The organism is Chitinophaga sp. YR627 (assembly GCF_900114995.1).
GTDB lineage: Bacteria > Bacteroidota > Bacteroidia > Chitinophagales > Chitinophagaceae > Chitinophaga.
Genome location: NZ_FOUX01000003.1, coordinates 1,007,649 through 1,024,253 on the forward strand (window position 1 = coordinate 1,007,649; position 16,605 = coordinate 1,024,253).

The 16,605-nt window shown below is 45.6% G+C and carries 17 protein-coding genes; 14 read left to right on the forward strand and 3 right to left on the reverse strand.

Annotated features, from left to right (window positions below; translation table 11 throughout):
- Window positions 1-36: 36 nt before the first annotated feature.
- From atpA to BMZ72_RS19675, 4 genes are all read left to right on the forward strand, one after another.
- Window positions 37-1,614, forward strand: coding sequence for a F0F1 ATP synthase subunit alpha (atpA, locus tag BMZ72_RS19660; protein ID WP_089811340.1), 1,578 nt, complete (start codon window positions 37-39; stop codon window positions 1,612-1,614).
- 184 nt (window positions 1,615-1,798) lie between these two features.
- Entirely contained in the window at window positions 1,799-3,949 is a 2,151-nt protein-coding gene (locus tag BMZ72_RS19665; protein ID WP_089811342.1) for a TonB-dependent receptor, read from the forward strand.
- A gap of 52 nt (window positions 3,950-4,001) precedes the next feature.
- On the forward strand, window positions 4,002-4,649 hold the full coding sequence (locus BMZ72_RS19670; RefSeq protein ID WP_089811344.1) for a hypothetical protein: 648 nt from the start codon (window positions 4,002-4,004) through the stop codon (window positions 4,647-4,649).
- Between the two features lie 187 nt (window positions 4,650-4,836).
- Entirely contained in the window at window positions 4,837-5,682 is an 846-nt protein-coding gene (locus BMZ72_RS19675) for a class I SAM-dependent methyltransferase (RefSeq protein ID WP_177222850.1), read from the forward strand.
- 71 nt (window positions 5,683-5,753) lie between these two features.
- Here the strand turns inward: BMZ72_RS19675 and pdxA are convergent, their stop codons facing one another.
- Window positions 5,754-6,818: a 4-hydroxythreonine-4-phosphate dehydrogenase PdxA gene (pdxA, locus tag BMZ72_RS19680; RefSeq protein ID WP_089811607.1), complete on the reverse strand. Its 1,065-nt coding sequence runs from the start codon at window positions 6,816-6,818 to the stop codon at window positions 5,754-5,756.
- Window positions 6,819-6,931: 113 nt separating this feature from the next.
- On the opposite strand from pdxA, the gene rsmA reads away from it, so the two are divergent.
- The 4 genes from rsmA (at window position 6,932) to BMZ72_RS19700 (ending at window position 9,736) form a co-directional block, all read left to right on the forward strand.
- The gene (rsmA, locus tag BMZ72_RS19685) at window positions 6,932-7,681 is read left to right on the forward strand and encodes a 16S rRNA (adenine(1518)-N(6)/adenine(1519)-N(6))-dimethyltransferase RsmA (RefSeq protein ID WP_089811348.1); all 750 of its coding nucleotides are present in this window, start codon (window positions 6,932-6,934) and stop codon (window positions 7,679-7,681) included.
- Window positions 7,678-8,607, forward strand: coding sequence for an NAD(P)-dependent oxidoreductase (locus tag BMZ72_RS19690; RefSeq protein ID WP_089811350.1), 930 nt, complete (start codon window positions 7,678-7,680; stop codon window positions 8,605-8,607). The genes rsmA and BMZ72_RS19690 overlap by 4 nt, the downstream gene beginning before the upstream one ends.
- A 171-nt stretch (window positions 8,608-8,778) precedes the next feature.
- Window positions 8,779-9,252 (forward strand): transcription elongation factor GreA, encoded by a 474-nt coding sequence (greA, locus tag BMZ72_RS19695; protein WP_089811352.1) that lies wholly within the window; start codon window positions 8,779-8,781, stop codon window positions 9,250-9,252.
- An 88-nt stretch (window positions 9,253-9,340) separates the two neighbouring features.
- Window positions 9,341-9,736, forward strand: a complete 396-nt coding sequence (locus BMZ72_RS19700) for an HIT family protein (RefSeq protein ID WP_089811354.1) — start codon at window positions 9,341-9,343, stop codon at window positions 9,734-9,736.
- On the opposite strand, the gene BMZ72_RS19705 is transcribed toward BMZ72_RS19700, so the two are convergent.
- Both BMZ72_RS19705 and ruvC read right to left on the reverse strand, forming a co-directional pair.
- On the reverse strand, window positions 9,714-10,418 hold the full coding sequence (locus BMZ72_RS19705; RefSeq protein WP_089811356.1) for a response regulator transcription factor: 705 nt from the start codon (window positions 10,416-10,418) through the stop codon (window positions 9,714-9,716). The two genes, BMZ72_RS19700 and BMZ72_RS19705, sit on opposite strands and share 23 nt — an antisense overlap.
- Window positions 10,419-10,576: 158 nt before the next feature.
- On the reverse strand, window positions 10,577-11,137 hold the full coding sequence (gene ruvC, locus BMZ72_RS19710; protein ID WP_255373245.1) for a crossover junction endodeoxyribonuclease RuvC: 561 nt from the start codon (window positions 11,135-11,137) through the stop codon (window positions 10,577-10,579).
- A 76-nt stretch (window positions 11,138-11,213) separates the two neighbouring features.
- Here ruvC and BMZ72_RS19715 point away from each other — a divergent pair, with 76 nt between their 5' ends.
- From BMZ72_RS19715 to BMZ72_RS19740, 6 genes are all read left to right on the forward strand, one after another.
- Entirely contained in the window at window positions 11,214-12,161 is a 948-nt protein-coding gene (locus BMZ72_RS19715; RefSeq protein ID WP_177222851.1) for a lysylphosphatidylglycerol synthase transmembrane domain-containing protein, read from the forward strand.
- A gap of 11 nt (window positions 12,162-12,172) precedes the next feature.
- Window positions 12,173-12,967: a DUF3108 domain-containing protein gene (locus tag BMZ72_RS19720; RefSeq protein WP_089811362.1), complete on the forward strand. Its 795-nt coding sequence runs from the start codon at window positions 12,173-12,175 to the stop codon at window positions 12,965-12,967.
- A 121-nt stretch (window positions 12,968-13,088) separates the two neighbouring features.
- Window positions 13,089-13,790 carry a response regulator transcription factor gene (locus tag BMZ72_RS19725; RefSeq protein ID WP_012788920.1) on the forward strand — a complete coding sequence of 234 codons (702 nt, stop codon included), beginning with the start codon at window positions 13,089-13,091 and terminating at the stop codon, window positions 13,788-13,790.
- Window positions 13,791-13,889: 99 nt separating this feature from the next.
- Window positions 13,890-14,594 carry a response regulator transcription factor gene (locus BMZ72_RS19730; protein ID WP_089811364.1) on the forward strand — a complete coding sequence of 235 codons (705 nt, stop codon included), beginning with the start codon at window positions 13,890-13,892 and terminating at the stop codon, window positions 14,592-14,594.
- Window positions 14,591-15,967: a sensor histidine kinase gene (locus BMZ72_RS19735; protein ID WP_089811366.1), complete on the forward strand. Its 1,377-nt coding sequence runs from the start codon at window positions 14,591-14,593 to the stop codon at window positions 15,965-15,967. Before BMZ72_RS19730 ends, BMZ72_RS19735 begins: the two co-directional genes overlap by 4 nt.
- A gap of 149 nt (window positions 15,968-16,116) precedes the next feature.
- On the forward strand, window positions 16,117-16,596 hold the full coding sequence (locus tag BMZ72_RS19740; RefSeq protein ID WP_089811368.1) for a hypothetical protein: 480 nt from the start codon (window positions 16,117-16,119) through the stop codon (window positions 16,594-16,596).
- The last annotated feature ends 9 nt before the right edge of the window (window positions 16,597-16,605 follow it).

The window sequence follows — 16,605 nt, forward strand, 5'->3', positions numbered from 1 at the left end:
CATTCTCTTAACGACTATTTTTAAAAAGTATACATTATGGTGGAGATAAAACCTGATGAAATTTCGGCGATATTACGCCAGCAACTAAGCAACTTCAATGCTGCTGCTGACCTGGAGGAGGTTGGTACTGTATTGCAGGTCGGAGACGGTATCGCTCGTATCTATGGATTAAACAACGTTGGTTACGGTGAACTGGTTGAGTTCGAGAATGGCGTAAAAGCTATCGCACTGAACCTGGAAGAAGACAACGTAGGTGTGGTATTGATGGGTGAGTCCGGAGAGATTAAAGAAGGTTTTAAAGTACGCCGCACCGGCCAGATCGCATCCATTAAAGTGGGTGAAGGTATGGTTGGTCGTGTTGTAAATACACTGGGTGCTCCTATCGATGGTAAAGGCCCAATCACTGGCGAACTGTATGAAATGCCACTGGAACGTAAAGCTCCCGGCGTTTTGTTCCGTGAACCAGTAAAAGAACCACTGCAGACAGGTATCAAAGCGATCGATGCGATGATCCCGGTTGGTCGTGGTCAGCGTGAACTGGTGATCGGTGACCGTCAGACTGGTAAAACCGCGATCTGTATCGACACTATCATCAACCAGAAAGAATTCTTCGACGCTGGTAAACCAGTATATTGTATCTATGTAGCAATAGGTCAGAAAGCTTCTACCATCGCAGGCGTAATGAGAACCCTGCAGGAAGCTGGCGCTATGGCTTACACTACGATCGTTGCAGCTTCTGCATCCGAACCTGCTCCTCTGCAGTTCTATGCTCCATTCGCTGGTGCTGCCATCGGTGAGTTCTTCCGTGATACCGGTCGTCCTGCACTGATCGTTTATGATGATCTGTCCAAACAGGCGGTTGCTTACCGTGAGGTATCCCTGCTGCTGCGTCGTCCTCCTGGTCGTGAAGCTTATCCAGGTGACGTATTCTACCTGCACTCCCGTTTGCTGGAACGTGCGGCAAAAGTGATCAGCAAGGATGAAATCGCTCAACAGATGAATGACCTGCCAGAGTCTATCAGACACATGGTAAAAGGTGGTGGTTCCCTGACAGCATTGCCTATCATCGAAACACAGGCTGGTGACGTATCTGCTTACATCCCAACTAACGTAATCTCCATCACTGACGGTCAGATCTTCCTGGAATCAAACCTGTTCAACGCAGGTATCCGTCCGGCGATCAACGTAGGTATCTCCGTAAGCCGCGTAGGTGGTAACGCACAGATCAAATCCATGAAGAAAGTATCTGGTACCCTGAAACTGGACCAGGCACAGTATCGTGAGATGGAAGCGTTCTCCAAATTCGGTGGTGACCTGGATGCTGCTACCAAAGCAGTACTCGATAAAGGTGCACGTAACGTGGAAATCCTGAAACAGGCACAGTTCTCTCCATACGCTGTGGAAAAACAGGTAGCAATGATCTATCTGGGTACACAGGGTCTGTTGCGTGACGTTCCTGTTAAGAATGTAAAAGCATTCGAAGAAGCGTTCCTGAACGAAATGGAAGTACGTCTGCCTGAAGTACTGGGTGAATTCAAGAAGGGTAACCTGCCTGATGATGGTATCAAACGCATGGTGACGCTGGCTAACGAACTGAAACCAAGATTCGCTTAATCAGCATACATCTTTTTATCAAGCCCGCCGGTTTTACCGGTGGGCTTTTTTATTTCCCTATCTTTACGCGCTATTCCTACCGACAATTCCCCTGTTTTCACCGATATTATTCCCTCTCTTTGCCTTTTATGGATTGAAAAGAGACGGCAGCCCAGGTAGTTTTGTTAAAAATTCACACTCCCCCATGAAACACTTAAACCTGATTCTGTTAACAATGCTCTTGCCGGTCTGTATGATGGGACAGCAACGGATCTCCGGTAAGATCACTGATAGCAAAAAGCGCCCGTTACAAGGGGTAAACGTCTCTATTAAAGACTCTTACGACGGGGCTACCAGCGCAGCAGACGGTTCATACTCATTTACCACCGACGCAAAAGGAACGCAATATATCACCGCCACCCTGCTCGGATTTACCAGCCAGGAACAGAAGATCTTTATTACCGGTCCGCAGGAGATCAACATTGTCATGAGAAATAATGTAAATGACCTGAAAGTAGTCACCATCAGCGCAGGTAGCTTCGAAGCCAGCGATGAAGGTAAAACCACCGTCCTGAAACCACTGGACATAGTGACCACTGCCGGCGCCGGTGCAGATATCGTAAATGCACTGAAAACATTACCAGGTACCCAGCAGACGAATGACAGAGAAGGTCTGTTTGTACGTGGTGGTACCGGTTATGAAACACAGACCTTTATCGACGGTATGATGGTGCGTAACCCATTCTTCTCAGGATTGCCTGACCAACCAGGAAGGGGCCGTTTTTCTCCTTTTCTGTTTAAGGGTACTACCTTCAGCAGCGGTGGTTATTCTGCCCAGTACGGCCAGGGATTATCCTCTGCACTGATCCTGGAATCGACTGACCTGCCACAACGCTCTTCCTATACACTGGGTGCTTCCGTGATCGGTGTGAGCGGCGGATTGGAAGAACTGATGAAAGACAAGAAAGGATCATACGGTGTGGAAGCTGACTATACCAACCTCGGACCTTACCTGGGTGTGGTAAAACCTAAATACGCTTTCAGCAAAGACCCGGAGATCATTGGTACCTCCGCCAACTTCCGCAGAAAAACCTCTTCTACCGGTATGATCAAATTCTATGGCTACTATAACCAGACCAATATGGGGACCATCCGTCCCAGCCTGGAATATCCCGGTTTTGATGAACTCTTTGAACTGAAAAATAAGAACGTCTATACTAACCTGACCTATAAGGAAAGCCTGGGTCATGACTGGAAACTGAATGCCGGTTTCTCTTTCAGCTCCAACTCGGACGATCTGAACCTGGATACGCTGAAGAAATCAAATCCTTTACACGGTAAAAACGTGTCACAGCTGACCCAGACACGCCTGGTGCTGACAAAGGGGCTCGGACAATATTCTGTGCTCCGTTTTGGAGGAGAATATCAATATGGTGTCGAGAAATCAAATTTCGGTGGATGGCAGGCCAATTATGTAGATAACTACACCGCAGGATTCGTAGAAAGTGATATCTATTTCACACCAAGACTGCTGGGTAGGGTAGGTGGAAGAGCGGAATATACCTCCATACTGGCGAAAGCTAATTTCGCACCCCGTGCATCGCTGGCTTACAGACTGACAGGTAACAGTCAGGTGTCACTGGCCTATGGTGACTTCTACCAGAAACCTGAGCAGCAGTACCTGCGCTTTAAAAATGACCTGGGATTCACAAAGGCAACGCACTATATCGCCAGCTATCAGCTCGTAGCAAAAAACTATACGCTGCGTGTGGAAGCCTTCTACAAAAAGTATCATGACCTGGTTAAAACCGGTATCGATACCAGTACAACAGGTACAGGTTATGCCAAAGGTATTGAGGTGTTCTGGCGCGATAAAAAGACCTTTAAGAATACCGATTACTGGATCTCCTATTCTTACCTGGATACCAAACGTAACTACCTGAATTATCCGTTTGAAGTACAGCCTGATTTTGCTGCAAAGCATACAGTAAGCGTGGTATACAAATATTATATCCCGGCTATTACGACCAATCTGGGGGTGACTTACAGCTTTTCCACCGGCAGACCATATTACAATCCGAACCTGCCGGAAAGCAAGTTTATGTCAGAAAAAACGATGACGTATAATTCTGTCGGACTCAGTGCCAGTTATCTGACCTCTATCCGTAAAGCGTTCACCATCTTCGTACTGTCCGTATCCAATGCGCCTAATATCAAACAGGTATATGGTTACCGCTATTCAACAGATAAACTGCGCAGACAGGAGATCGTTCCGAATATGCCACGATTCATCTATATCGGTATGTTCATGAACTTCGGTATCGACAGAAGACAGGATGTGATCAACAACATGTAGCCCATTCTAAAACCACTATATAAACACTTTAAACACTTTTAAACCACTTACAATGAAGCGTATTTTATTTTCCATTTGTCTGTTAGTTGGCCTGGCATCTGCCTCCATGGCACAGAGCGCGCAATATGAGGGCGCAATGACCAAACAGGTAGCGATGCTGGATGATTCCACCAACTTTACCCCTGACAGATTACTTGAAATTGCCAATACATTTGAGCGTATCGGTGCTGCTGAAAAATCACAATGGCTGCCATTCTATTATGCAGGTTATTGTTATGTGATGAGCACATTTATGCAGAAAGACAATGATAAAGTGGACGACCTGGCAGATAAAGCAGCGGTAAACATCGAACAGGCAGAAGCTATCAGCCCTAAGAACGATGAGATCAACTGTATTAAATCACTGATCGCTACTTCCCGTATCCGTGTAGACCCGATGAACAGAGGGATGAAATATGGTATGGAATCCGCCAATCTCCTGGTGCAGGCTAACCAGATCAATCAGGAGAATCCGAGAGTATACATGCTACAGGGCCAGTCTTTATTCTATACACCAGAGCAGTTCGGTGGTAGCAAAACAGAAGCAAAGAAGAAGTTTGAAGTAGCATTACAGAAATTCAGTTCCTTCAAACCAGCCAGCAGCATCGCACCACACTGGGGTGAGGCGTATACAAAAGGTCTGATTGCCCAGATCAAATAGCATTAAACATTAAGATTTTTGCCTTTTTAAGGTCCGGACGATATCATAAGTCCGGGCCTTTTTTTATTGCATCAACAGTCTGTTAACCGCTACAGCCTGCAAGGCGATGTCAGTGCGCCGTAGTAACTTTAAAAAGCACGTTAACAAACTAGCCCTGTCATCTGTTAACCTTGAAAATGTAAATTCCATGAAAACTGGTGTGAACAAGCTGAGCGTGGCTTCCACTTCAGCGTTGGTATTGACCTATGTCAAAAGTTTGTATGAAGAAGGCCTTGGAAAAGCGTATCTGTCCCACATTGATTTTAGCCAGGTAAAAGGTTTGGCGGATGAACTGAGCAGGATCACGCCATTATTCAGAGAGGCTTTACTGATCAGAAAAAGAATTATCCGGCAGATCATCAGACAACTGATGACACAACATCCGCGCCCGCAGATCTGTATCCTGGCCGCCGGACTGGACCCGCTTGGTTTGCAGATCACAGAGTATTTCCCTGATCGCGATCTGAGTATTTATGAGGTGGATAGTTCCAATATGCGGGAAAAGCAGGAGATCTATGCAGCCATCGCTTTCTCTGATGACAGACTCCATACATTACAGGCGGATATCAATAATACCGCTCAGCTGATGCGTACACTGGTGGATGCCGGATATGATCCGCAGCAACCGGCGCTTATCATTTTTGAGGGTATTATGCATTATATCTCTGAAGAACAGTTCCTGAGCATTATGCGCAATTTTACCAGCAGCACCAAACAGAATGCAGTGATCATGGATTATATGGAATATGCGGAAGGCCTGCCGGTAGGTTCGGTATCCAAAGCCACAGAGATGCTCGATACGATGGAAAGTTATATCGGTAGTCGTTTACAGCAGTTTAGCCGGAAGAAGATCCTGAACCTGTTATCCCTGCTGGATGCCGATCTGATTGAAGTGTATGATATGCAGGCGGCAGAACTGGCCCTGAATGGGCAGAACCGGGTGTATAAGGGCGAGCGGAAAGGCATGCTGGAAATTATATCCTTTCATATATAGATATGATAATAAAGAGAAAGGGAGTCTACCACTATGGTGGACTCCCTTTCTCTTTGTATTTACAGGCGTTCCTATTCGGAAGCCAGTTCTATTTTCTTCAGCGGATTGCGGGTGTTTTCCGCATATGTTTCTCTCTTTTCCAGGATATCCAGACAGGTGAAAATAGCCTGACGGAAAGAGTTATGATCAGCCAGGTTCTTACCAGCGATGTCGAATGCAGTACCATGATCAGGAGAGGTACGTACGATCGGAAGACCGGCGGTATAGTTGATACCATTTCCGGTAGCCAGTGATTTGAAAGGGATCAGTCCCTGGTCGTGGTACATGGCCAGTACGCCGTCAAACTGCTCGTGCATATTGCGGGCGAAGAAGGCGTCAGCACTGTAAGGACCAAAACACAGCAGACCATTGTTCTTTGCGTGTTTGATAGCAGGGATAATCTCTGTGATCTCTTCCTGACCGATCAGGCCATCATCACCGGCATGTGGGTTGAGGCCCAGTACGGCGATACGCGGACTATCGATACCGAAGTCCCTGATCAGACTATCTTCCATCATCTGGAGTTTCGCCAGGATGTTATCCTTTTTCACATATTTGGAGATCTCTGCTACAGGTACGTGTTCGGTTAGCAGGCCCACTCTCATGTTGTCGGCTGTCATGAACATCAGTACATCTTTAGCGTCAAATGCATCACGCAGGTAAGGTGTATGACCTGTGTAGTTGAACTGTTCGCCCTGGATATTCTTTTTGTGAATAGGAGCGGTGATCAGTCCCTCGATATGCCCTTCCTTGAGGCATTCGATGGCTACTGCCAGGGAGCGGGCGGCGTATTTACCGCCTATTTCGTTCAGTACACCGGGGGTGATCTGTACTTCTTCTTCCCAGCAGTTGAAGACGTTCACCTGTTTGTGGTTCAGGCGGGCGAATTCTTTTACGCTCTGGTAGTTGAAGTTGTTTTCGTTCATCAGCTTCCTGTAGAAGTTGATGGTTTTATTGGAAGCAAATATCACCGGCGTGCAGAACTCAAGCATTCTGGCGTCAGCAAAGGTTTTGATGATAAGCTCTGTGCCTATGCTGTTGATATCGCCAACTGTAATGCCGATAACCGGTTTATTTGTATGGGTGTTGCTACTCATGTTAATTGGAGAATAATGGGCAAATATAAGAATATTAGCCGGGAGCTGTACAGGCATACCCGCTCTATCTTGCAGCTTTGCTGCTAAGTTTTCCTTAATTTTGCGGGCTAATCATGTATACACTCAAAAAATCGCTGGGACAGCATTTCCTGAAGGATGAGAACATCTGCAGGAAGATTGTGGAAGCATTACCGGTAAATCCCGGGCAGCAGATAGTGGAAGTCGGCCCCGGAGCGGGCGCCATCACCAAATACCTGCTACAGATACCGGATGTTCACTTCAAGGCTGTAGAGCTGGACACTGAAAAGGTGCAGTACCTGGAAAAGACATATCCCGCTATTCAAGGCAAGATCATCAATGAAAGTATTCTCGACACCCCTGTTCCTTACCAGGGCGAGTTCAATGTGATCGGCAATTTCCCTTACAACATTTCTTCACAGATCATGTTCCGCGTACTGGAATGGCGCCAGCAGGTACCTTCCGTAGTAGGTATGTTCCAGAAGGAAGTGGCCCTGCGTATTGCGGCTACGAAAGGGAAGGAGTATGGTATTCTGAGTGTGCTGACACAGGCGTTTTACAAGGTGGAATACCTGTTTGAGGTGCATGAGAACTGTTTTAATCCGCCGCCGAAGGTAAAATCCGCTGTTATCAGACTGGACAGACTGGAGACGTCATATGATATCGCCAGTGAACGTAAGTTCTTTGTGTTGGTAAAAACGGCTTTCGGACAGCGGCGCAAGCAGTTGCGTAATCCGTTAAAGGGTTTATTTGCTAAAGAAGTTTTGCAGGACAGCATTTTCAACAAAAGAGCAGAAGAGTTGAGTGTGGCTGATTTTGCAGCATTATCCCATAAGATGTTATGAGCAGGAAAGTACTGATCACCGCCAAGGTGCATAATTATTTGATTCACAAGCTGGAAGAGAAAGGTTTCGAAGTTAATTACCAGCCGTCTATTACATATGATGAAGTGGTGGCAGCCATCCCGGAATGTACCGGAATGATTGTGACAACCAGGATCAAAGTGGATAAAGGGATGCTGGACCGCGCCGGGCAACTGGAGTGGATCGGCAGACTGGGGAGCGGTATGGAACTGATAGATGTACACTATGCGGAAGGCAAGGGCGTCCGTTGTGTAAGTAGTCCGGAGGGCAACAGGGATACGGTAGGAGAGCAGGCAGTGGGTATGTTGCTGGTGCTGATGAACAATATTCTGAAGAGCAACCTGGAGTTGCGTGAAGGGATATGGGAACGCGATGGCAACAGGGCGACCGAGCTGGGAGGCAGAACGGTAGGTATTATTGGTTATGGTAATACCGGTGGTGCTTTTGCCCGTAAACTGAAAGGTTTTGATGTGGAGATCCTGGCGTATGATAAGTACAAGACCGGATTCAGCGACGAATATGTCAAGGAGGCTACAATGGAAGAGCTGTTTGAAAAAGCAGATGTGGTGAGTGTACACCTGCCCTTGACGGACGAAACGCATCATCTGGCTAATGCGGCATTCTTTGCATCCTTCAAAAAGCCGATCCGTTTCATCAATGCGGCGCGGGGAAAGATCGTAAATACACCTGACATTGTTGCAGCTTTAGAAGCAGGGACAATTGCAGGCGCTTGTCTGGATGTACTGGAAAATGAAAAACTCGCTACGTACAGTGCCGCAGAAAAGGCACAGTTCGAAAAACTGCTGCATATGCCGAATGTCGTAATGACGCCGCATATTGGAGGTTATTCACATGAGGCCAGTATCAAAATGGCAAGGATCGTACTGGAAAAATTACACATTATTTAGTGGGTTAATCACCTGTCTCGTCTATTATAAATACCGTATATATGACAATATTTATGTCATGAAATCGGCGAGGTGATGTAAAAAATATTATATTTGCGGTATACCAATATTGCAACGCTTCCGTGCGAACGGAGGCGTTGATTTTTTTTCTTTATTCTAAAACATAACGTTATGTCTGGTATAAACTACGTTACCAAAGAGACCCTTGACCAGATGCGTGAGGAACTCAGTTTCCTGAAAACCAAGGGCCGCGCAGAAATAGCCAGGGCCATTGCAGAAGCAAGGGAAAAAGGTGACCTCAAAGAAAATGCTGAATATGATGCTGCAAAAGAAGCCCAGGGTATGCACGAAGCAAAAGTGGCCATACTGGAGAGTGCTATTGCAACAGCAAGAATAGTGGAAGCAGAGTCTATTGATACCTCTAAAGTATCCATATTGTGTAAAGTAACTATTACAAATATGGCTAATAAGAAGACGTTTACCTACCAGCTGGTTTCAGAGAAGGAAGCTGATCTGAAACTGAATAAGATTTCTGTAACTTCTCCTATTGGTAAGGGATTGTTGGGAAAGGCTGTAGGAGAGATCGCTGATGTACATGCTCCTAATGGCAGTATGAAGTTCAAGATCGAGAACATCACTATATAATTAAGCGTTTTTGAATAAAAAGCCCGCTCTTGTTTCCAGGCAAGGGCGGGCTTTTTTTTATAACTTTATGCGGATTAAAACAAAACTCATGTCTGTTTTCACAAAGATCATCAAAGGCGAAATACCCAGTTATAAGATAGCCGAGAACGATAGTTTTTATGCATTTCTGGACATCTTTCCTTTAGTAAAAGGTCATACGCTGATAGTACCTAAAGTAGAGATAGATAAGTTTTTTGATGTAACGGATGATCTGCTGGGCGAGTGGTTGCTGTTTGCGAAACCTATTGCACAATCGATAGAGCGTAACTTTCCCTGCAATCGTGTAGGTATGAGCGTTGTAGGGCTGGAAGTGCCTCATGCGCACATGCATCTGATACCTATCAACACGGCGGATGATATGAATTTTGCGCGGCCCAAGCTGAAATTAACGGAGGAAGAATTCAAGGCTGTACAGCAGCAGATTATAGCTGGCCTGGAACGTTAAAACGGAACCCTACCCCATGAAGGGTTTCTAATTTGACAGAAGGATCGGACTTAAAATGTTTCCTGAGTTTGGTGATAAACACATCCATGCTGCGGCCGAGGAAATAATCATCCTTGCCCCATACGTGAAATAATATCTCTTCCCGTTTGAGTGTCTTATTGGCGTTATCGCACAGATACTTCAACAGGTCGGCTTCTTTTTGTGTAAGTGTACTTGATACCTCTCCGTTTTTTTCACGGAGAATAAGATCATTATAGTCAAAGGTGAGTTTGCCTATATTGTATTGTGTGCGCTTTTCTGACGTGCTGTGAGCGGCTTTACTCCTTTTCAGGAATACTTCTATTCGCAGCAGGAGCTCCTGCATGCTGAAAGGTTTGGTTATGTAATCATCTGCGCCGGTCTTGAAGCCTTTGATCTTATCCTCATCCAGCGCTTTCGAGGTCAGAAAGAGTATGGGAATGAAGTCATTTTTTCTACGGATCTGTTCTGCCAGTGTAAAGCCGTCTTTCTTCGGCATAACAACATCCAGTAAACATATGTCAAAGGTCCGCGACTGGAATTGCTCCCAGGCCATCTGGCCGTCTGTGCTATGTACCACGTCGTAGCCCGCTTCTTCCAGTCGTTTCTTTGTTACCGCACCAACATTCTGATCATCTTCCACCAATAGGATTCTTGCTTTCATAGCTTGTGATGCTGATTATATAAATACCATATTCATGGTGTAAAGCCCCGAGTACCTTACAGGGGCCTCTATGAAGATTTTACTTCAAAGTAAATACAATTTATCAACTTCTGGAAAAACGTCAGCGTTAAACCTGGAATTATCTGTCATACAAAATATTATCCTACAATCCTTTCGGGGTTTTTTTGAAGGAACTGTTCCCATCCTTTGGCTTTACGTGTATCCGGTATTACGCTTGATTCCTGGAAGAAATGACAGACCGCTACTGCGAGCGCATCGGAAGCATCCAGGAATTCAGGACGTTCATTGAAATGTAATATTCTTTGTAACATCTGCCAAATCTGTTCCTTATCGGCATTACCATTGCCGGTAATAGACTGTTTGACTTTTTTTGGAGAGTATTCCGTTACCGGTACTCCTGCCTGCATAGCAGTTGCTATCGCTACGCCCTGAGCGCGGCCCAGCTTTAACATACTTTGCACGTTCTTACCAAAGAAAGGAGCTTCAATTGCGCAGGAAACCGGTTTGTGCTCGCGTATCAGTTCATGTACACGCGCGTGTATCAGTTGTAGCCTTTCGTAGTGGTCTTTATGACGGGACAGCTTGAGTACGTTCATTTCCAGCAGGCTGGCCTTCGATCCTTCCACAAGTATCAGTCCGTAACCCATCACAAGCGTACCGGGGTCAATGCCCAGAATTATTTTTGACTTGTTTGCCAACCACAGTTTATTTTTGCCAAAATCTTGATGTCTGAACAAAAATACCAAAATAATTCTCAATTACCTGCTGGGAGCAGTGCTTTTTACGTGGTTAGCCTATTCCATCTATACACAATTGCTGCATCAGCCTAATCTGAAGGCTTCTTTATGGCAGATGATGGCCACCCTGAAGGAGAAAGGTGCACTCACCGTAGCGCTGGTACTCATTGGCATGTTGCTGAACTGGGGCCTGGAAGCCCGTAAATGGCAGCTGCTGGTCAGGCCGTTACAACATATATCGTTTCTTCGCGCTTTCAGCGCCGTGTTGTCTGGTGTCTCCTTTTCCATCAATACCCCTAACCGTATCGGTGAGTACGGAGGACGGGTATTATACCTCCGGAACAACCGTAGTAAACTGAAAGCAATCGCCGCTACCATGGTAGGTAGCTTCAGTCAGCTGATCGTCACTATTATTTTTGGGTTAACTGGCCTTTGCTACTATATCAACAAATTCCCGCTGGTAAAGGGAAGCGGCTATTTCGCCCCGCACTTCTGGGAGAAAATCCTGTTAGGATTGCTAATAGTAATTTGCGCCTTGGTCATATTGTTATATTTTCGGTTACAGATCATCCTGGCAATATTTGAAAAGATCCCATTGTTGAGAAAAGCCCGGGTATTTGTACAGATCATTGTTCGTTACTCAGCCGGTGACCTAGAACATTTACTCCTGCTTTCAGCCATCAGATACGTGGTCTTCTCGGCACAGTATTTGATTTTGCTTGACACATTGGGCGTTGAGATGCTCTGGTGGCAAGGTTTTTTGATGAATGCTGTTGTTTATCTTGTAATGGCCCTGGTACCTACTATCGCTATTGCGGAACTTGGACTCAGAGGGAAGGTCAGCCTGTACTTTATGGGATTACTGAGTACAAATAGTCCGGGAATTATCGCTGCCACTGTATGCATCTGGGTAATCAACCTGGTTTTGCCAGCCATCTTAGGAAGTGTGTTGTTGCTCGGAATAAAGATTTTTAAGGAAAAATAGCTTTCATCAAAATGAGGTTCCTTCTACTATTATTCGTTTGTCTGGCCACTATTTGCCCTGTATCAGCCCAGAATCAGAATGAATTCTGCGGACTTACCAATACCAGCTTCCGGGCAGGCGAAACTATCACGTTCAAGGTGTATTACAACCTGGGAAAACTCTTCGTAGGAGCCGGAGAAGCTACATTTACCTGTAACCTGGAGAAACTGAACGGAAAGGACGTATACCACATCTCCGGAGATGGTAAAACATTCCGCACCTATGACTGGTTCTTTAAAGTAAGGGATAAATACGAAAGCTTTGTAGACACCGCCTCCCTGCAACCCCTGCGCTTTATCAGAAATGTGAACGAAGGCGGTTATAAGATATACCAGAACGTTACCTTCAATCATGCTGATAATACCGCTGTCAGTAACGAATCTACCCTGAAGATCCCTAAGTGTACACAGGACGTGATCAGTGCCATCTATTACGCCCGTAACATCAACTTCGATAAGTATAAACCAGGTGACAAGATCTACTTCAATATGTACCTGGACGAAAAGTTATACAATATCTATATCCGTTATATCGGTAAGGAAACCGTCTCCACCAGGTTTGGTAAGTTCCGCGCCATCAAATTTGCTCCCCTGCTTATCCAGGGTACCATGTTTGAAGGTGGTGAGAAAATGCTGGTGTGGGTGAGCGATGACGGGAATAAAGTACCGCTCCGCGTAGATAGCCCCATCTCTGTAGGCAGTATCAAGGTAGATATGGTCGAATACAAAAACCTCCGCTATAACTTTACATCCCTGATCAGTAAATAAGCCCCTCCCTGACGCCTGTCATCCTCTTTTTACCTAATTTTAACGTTCTGTATGCAATGGCCTGCCATTTGCGGACTATAATAATACCTATATTTGTTTGCACATTAATACTTTATTGAATATGGAAGAGCGTAAACCAAAAATATTGCTGGCGGAAGATGATACCAACCTGGGTATGGTACTGAAGAATTATCTCGAACTGAATGACTACGACGTAGAACTGTGCCGTGATGGTATACTCGCGCTGGCAGCCTTCAGACGTGAGAAATTTGATATCTGCCTGCTCGATATCATGATGCCTAATATGGATGGTTTTAAACTGGCAGAAGAGATCCGTGACGTTGATCCGGACATTCCTTTGTTCTTCCTGTCTGCCAAAACAATGAAAGAAGATGTGATCCATGGCTATAAACTGGGCGCTGATGATTATATCACCAAACCTTTTGACAGTGAACTTTTACTGCTCAAGATCAAAGCGATCCTCAAACGTAACCAGGAACTGAACAGCAAAGAAGAAGAACAGCACGAGTTCCGCATTGGCCGCTATGCATTCAATGCACGCCTGCGTACACTCACCAGAGACGGCGACTCACACACTTTATCTCCTAAGGAGAATGAACTGCTGCGTATGCTGTGCGAACATAAAAATGACCTGCTGCCAAGAGAGCTGGCCCTGAAAAAGATCTGGGGCAGCGATACTTATTTCAACGGCCGTAGCATGGACGTTTATATCGCGAAACTGCGTAAATACCTGAAGGAAGACCCGGATATCGAGATCGTTAATATCCACGGTAATGGTTTCCGCCTGGTAGTAAAGGACTGATCATATTACGATAGTATAATGGGAAAGCTCCCGGCGAACGAGGTTTTATAACTCCACGCCGGGAGTTTTTTGTTTGTAGCAAAGCATATCAGAGATGTAATGAAACTTTTACTAATAGAAGATGAACCGTCGGTCGTCTCATTTATACGACGCTATCTTGCAGAAGCCGGCTATGACGTCAGTGTTGCACTGGATGGCGTGTCGGGACTGCAGATGGCCACCGAAAATAATTTTCAGCTGATCATCCTTGATGTCATGCTGCCGGGTATGAACGGTATTGCCGTGTGTAAGGCGTTGCGGCAACAGCAACTGAGCACACCTATCCTGATGCTGACTGCATTGGGATCTACAGAAAATGTAGTCACAGGTCTTGACAGTGGCGCAGATGACTATCTGGTAAAACCGTTCAAACAGGCAGAATTACTCGCCCGTATCCGCTCCCTGTTGCGTCGTAACAATGATACGGCTGCTGCCATTCCGGCTGTAACGCAGACCAACGGTAACGTGCTTAAAGTAGCCGATCTGGAACTCGACCTCAATACCAAAAGCGCCAGCAGATATGGACAGACCATTGTGCTGACCGCCACCGAATACCGGCTGCTGGAATATATGATGCGCAACCCCAAAAGAGTACTGTCCAGGATGGAAATACTGGAGAACGTCTGGGGCGTTGACTTCAACATGAATACCAAAGTAGTGGACGTATATGTCAATTACCTGCGTAAAAAAGTAAACCGTAAAGACCAGCCGGCACTGATACAGACAGTGGTCGGCATGGGTTATATGCTTAAAGAAGAAGAATGACGATACGTAATAAGATCATGGGCCTTTTCACCGGTCTGACTGTTTCTATCATACTCATGATGGTCGCATTTGCCTATTTTCTTATTAACAGACAGTCCTTCGACGACTTCTACAAACGCCTTGAAATCAGGGCGTATATCGCCGCCAGGGCCAGACTCACACAGGATGAGGGAAACAGTGCGGCCTATGCAGAGATCAGGAATGAACACCTGGAACGCCTGCCGCATGAAAGGGAATACTTCATCCGGCTGGATACAACCGGTAAACCGCCACATTATCCGGAACTGTCGCCCCTGCGCAACACCTTCTATGACAAGGTAAAAGCCTCGGGTAAAGCTACCTACCGCTTCAGGGATACTTTCTTTCAGGGGGTATTGTTTGAGAATGAATCCGGCCGTTATATCGTTATTGTTTCCGCCAGCAACGTATATGGGCAGGAGTTTATGACCGAACTGAGGAGAACGCTGCTCATCTGCCTGATCATCGCTGCCATCGTGATCGTAACAACAGGTTTGTTCTTCTCCCGTTACATCCTGCAACCAGTCAGACTGATCACCTCCCGTGTAAAGGATATCAGGGCACATAACCTGCACCTGCGCCTCGATACACCGGATAGTGATGATGAAATGAGTGAACTGGCCATGACCTTCAATAATATGCTGGACCGTCTGGAAACAGCTTTTGAAACCCAGAATAACTTTGTCAGTAATGCCTCCCATGAACTGGGTACACCCCTTACCGCTATCATCGGAGAAGCAGAACTGGCGCTCAATAAACAACGCTCCGAACTACAATATCAGCAGTCCATCTCTGTTATCCTGAAAGAAGCAGAAAGACTGGAACATATCACAAAGAGTCTGTTAAGTCTCGCCCAGACCGGATTTACCGATAAAAAACAGCGACTGGAGCATATCCGTACGGATGAGCTCATATTCACCGTAAAAGAGACAATTGACCGTATCAATCCTGATAACCAGGTAGAAATAGACTATTCCATGCTACCGGAAGAAGAAGATAAACTGGTTATACTTGGTGATCCCCAGCTCTTACAGCTGGCATTGAGCAATATTGTGCAGAATGCCTGCAAATACTCAGATAACCGCCCCGCATCTATAGCCCTGGCTGCTACCGATCACGACAATATCATTATTATTAAAGATAATGGTATCGGTATCCCTACCCAGGACCTGCCCTTTATATATGATCCTTTCTTCCGCGCTTCTAACACCAGCGGTTATAAAGGGTATGGAATTGGTTTACCGCTGGCGCGGAATATCGTGCGTCTCCATGGTGGAAATATCATTGTAAACAGCCACCAGAACCAGGGAACGGAGATCCGCATTACCATTCCTACGTATATTCCTTCCAGGTGATTCTTACCGTTTTCTTACCACTTTTTGATGGCTTTCTTACCTAACGCCGTTTTTCTTACAACATTTTTACCGCTTTTTTAAACAGCTTTTATCTGTTACTTACCTGTTGCTAACCTCGTGCTGGTAGCTTTGTGTTAAAATAATTACCAATGAAGCACGTATTGATTCCAACGGATTTTTCTATCAGGTCTCTGCGCGTAGTACACGGTGTGGTTGAGCGCTTTGGAGGTGAACCGTTAAACATAGTTCTGATGCACGCAATAGAAATGCCTACATCGATCATGGATCTGATGATGCTCTCCAGAAGATCATCTCACCAGGATCTGATCACGGCAGATTATAAAGATGCATGTGAGATCATAAAAAACAAATATGCCTCTGTTATTCAATCCATGAAAACAGAGTTCCTGATAGGTAATGGCAAAGGAATATTCAGAAATTTCCTGCTGTATCACAACATAGATGTGATCGCATGTGCCGCAAAAGAAGAATTCCGCAAAGCAGGTCCTAATAGTTACAATCCTGCTGAGCTGATCCGGAAAAGCAAATATCCTGTACATCAGGTACCACTGGCGCCAAGAAAAGAGAAGTTCCTGGTATCTGCAATGTCTGAGCTATTTGAAGCATAGACCATTTAA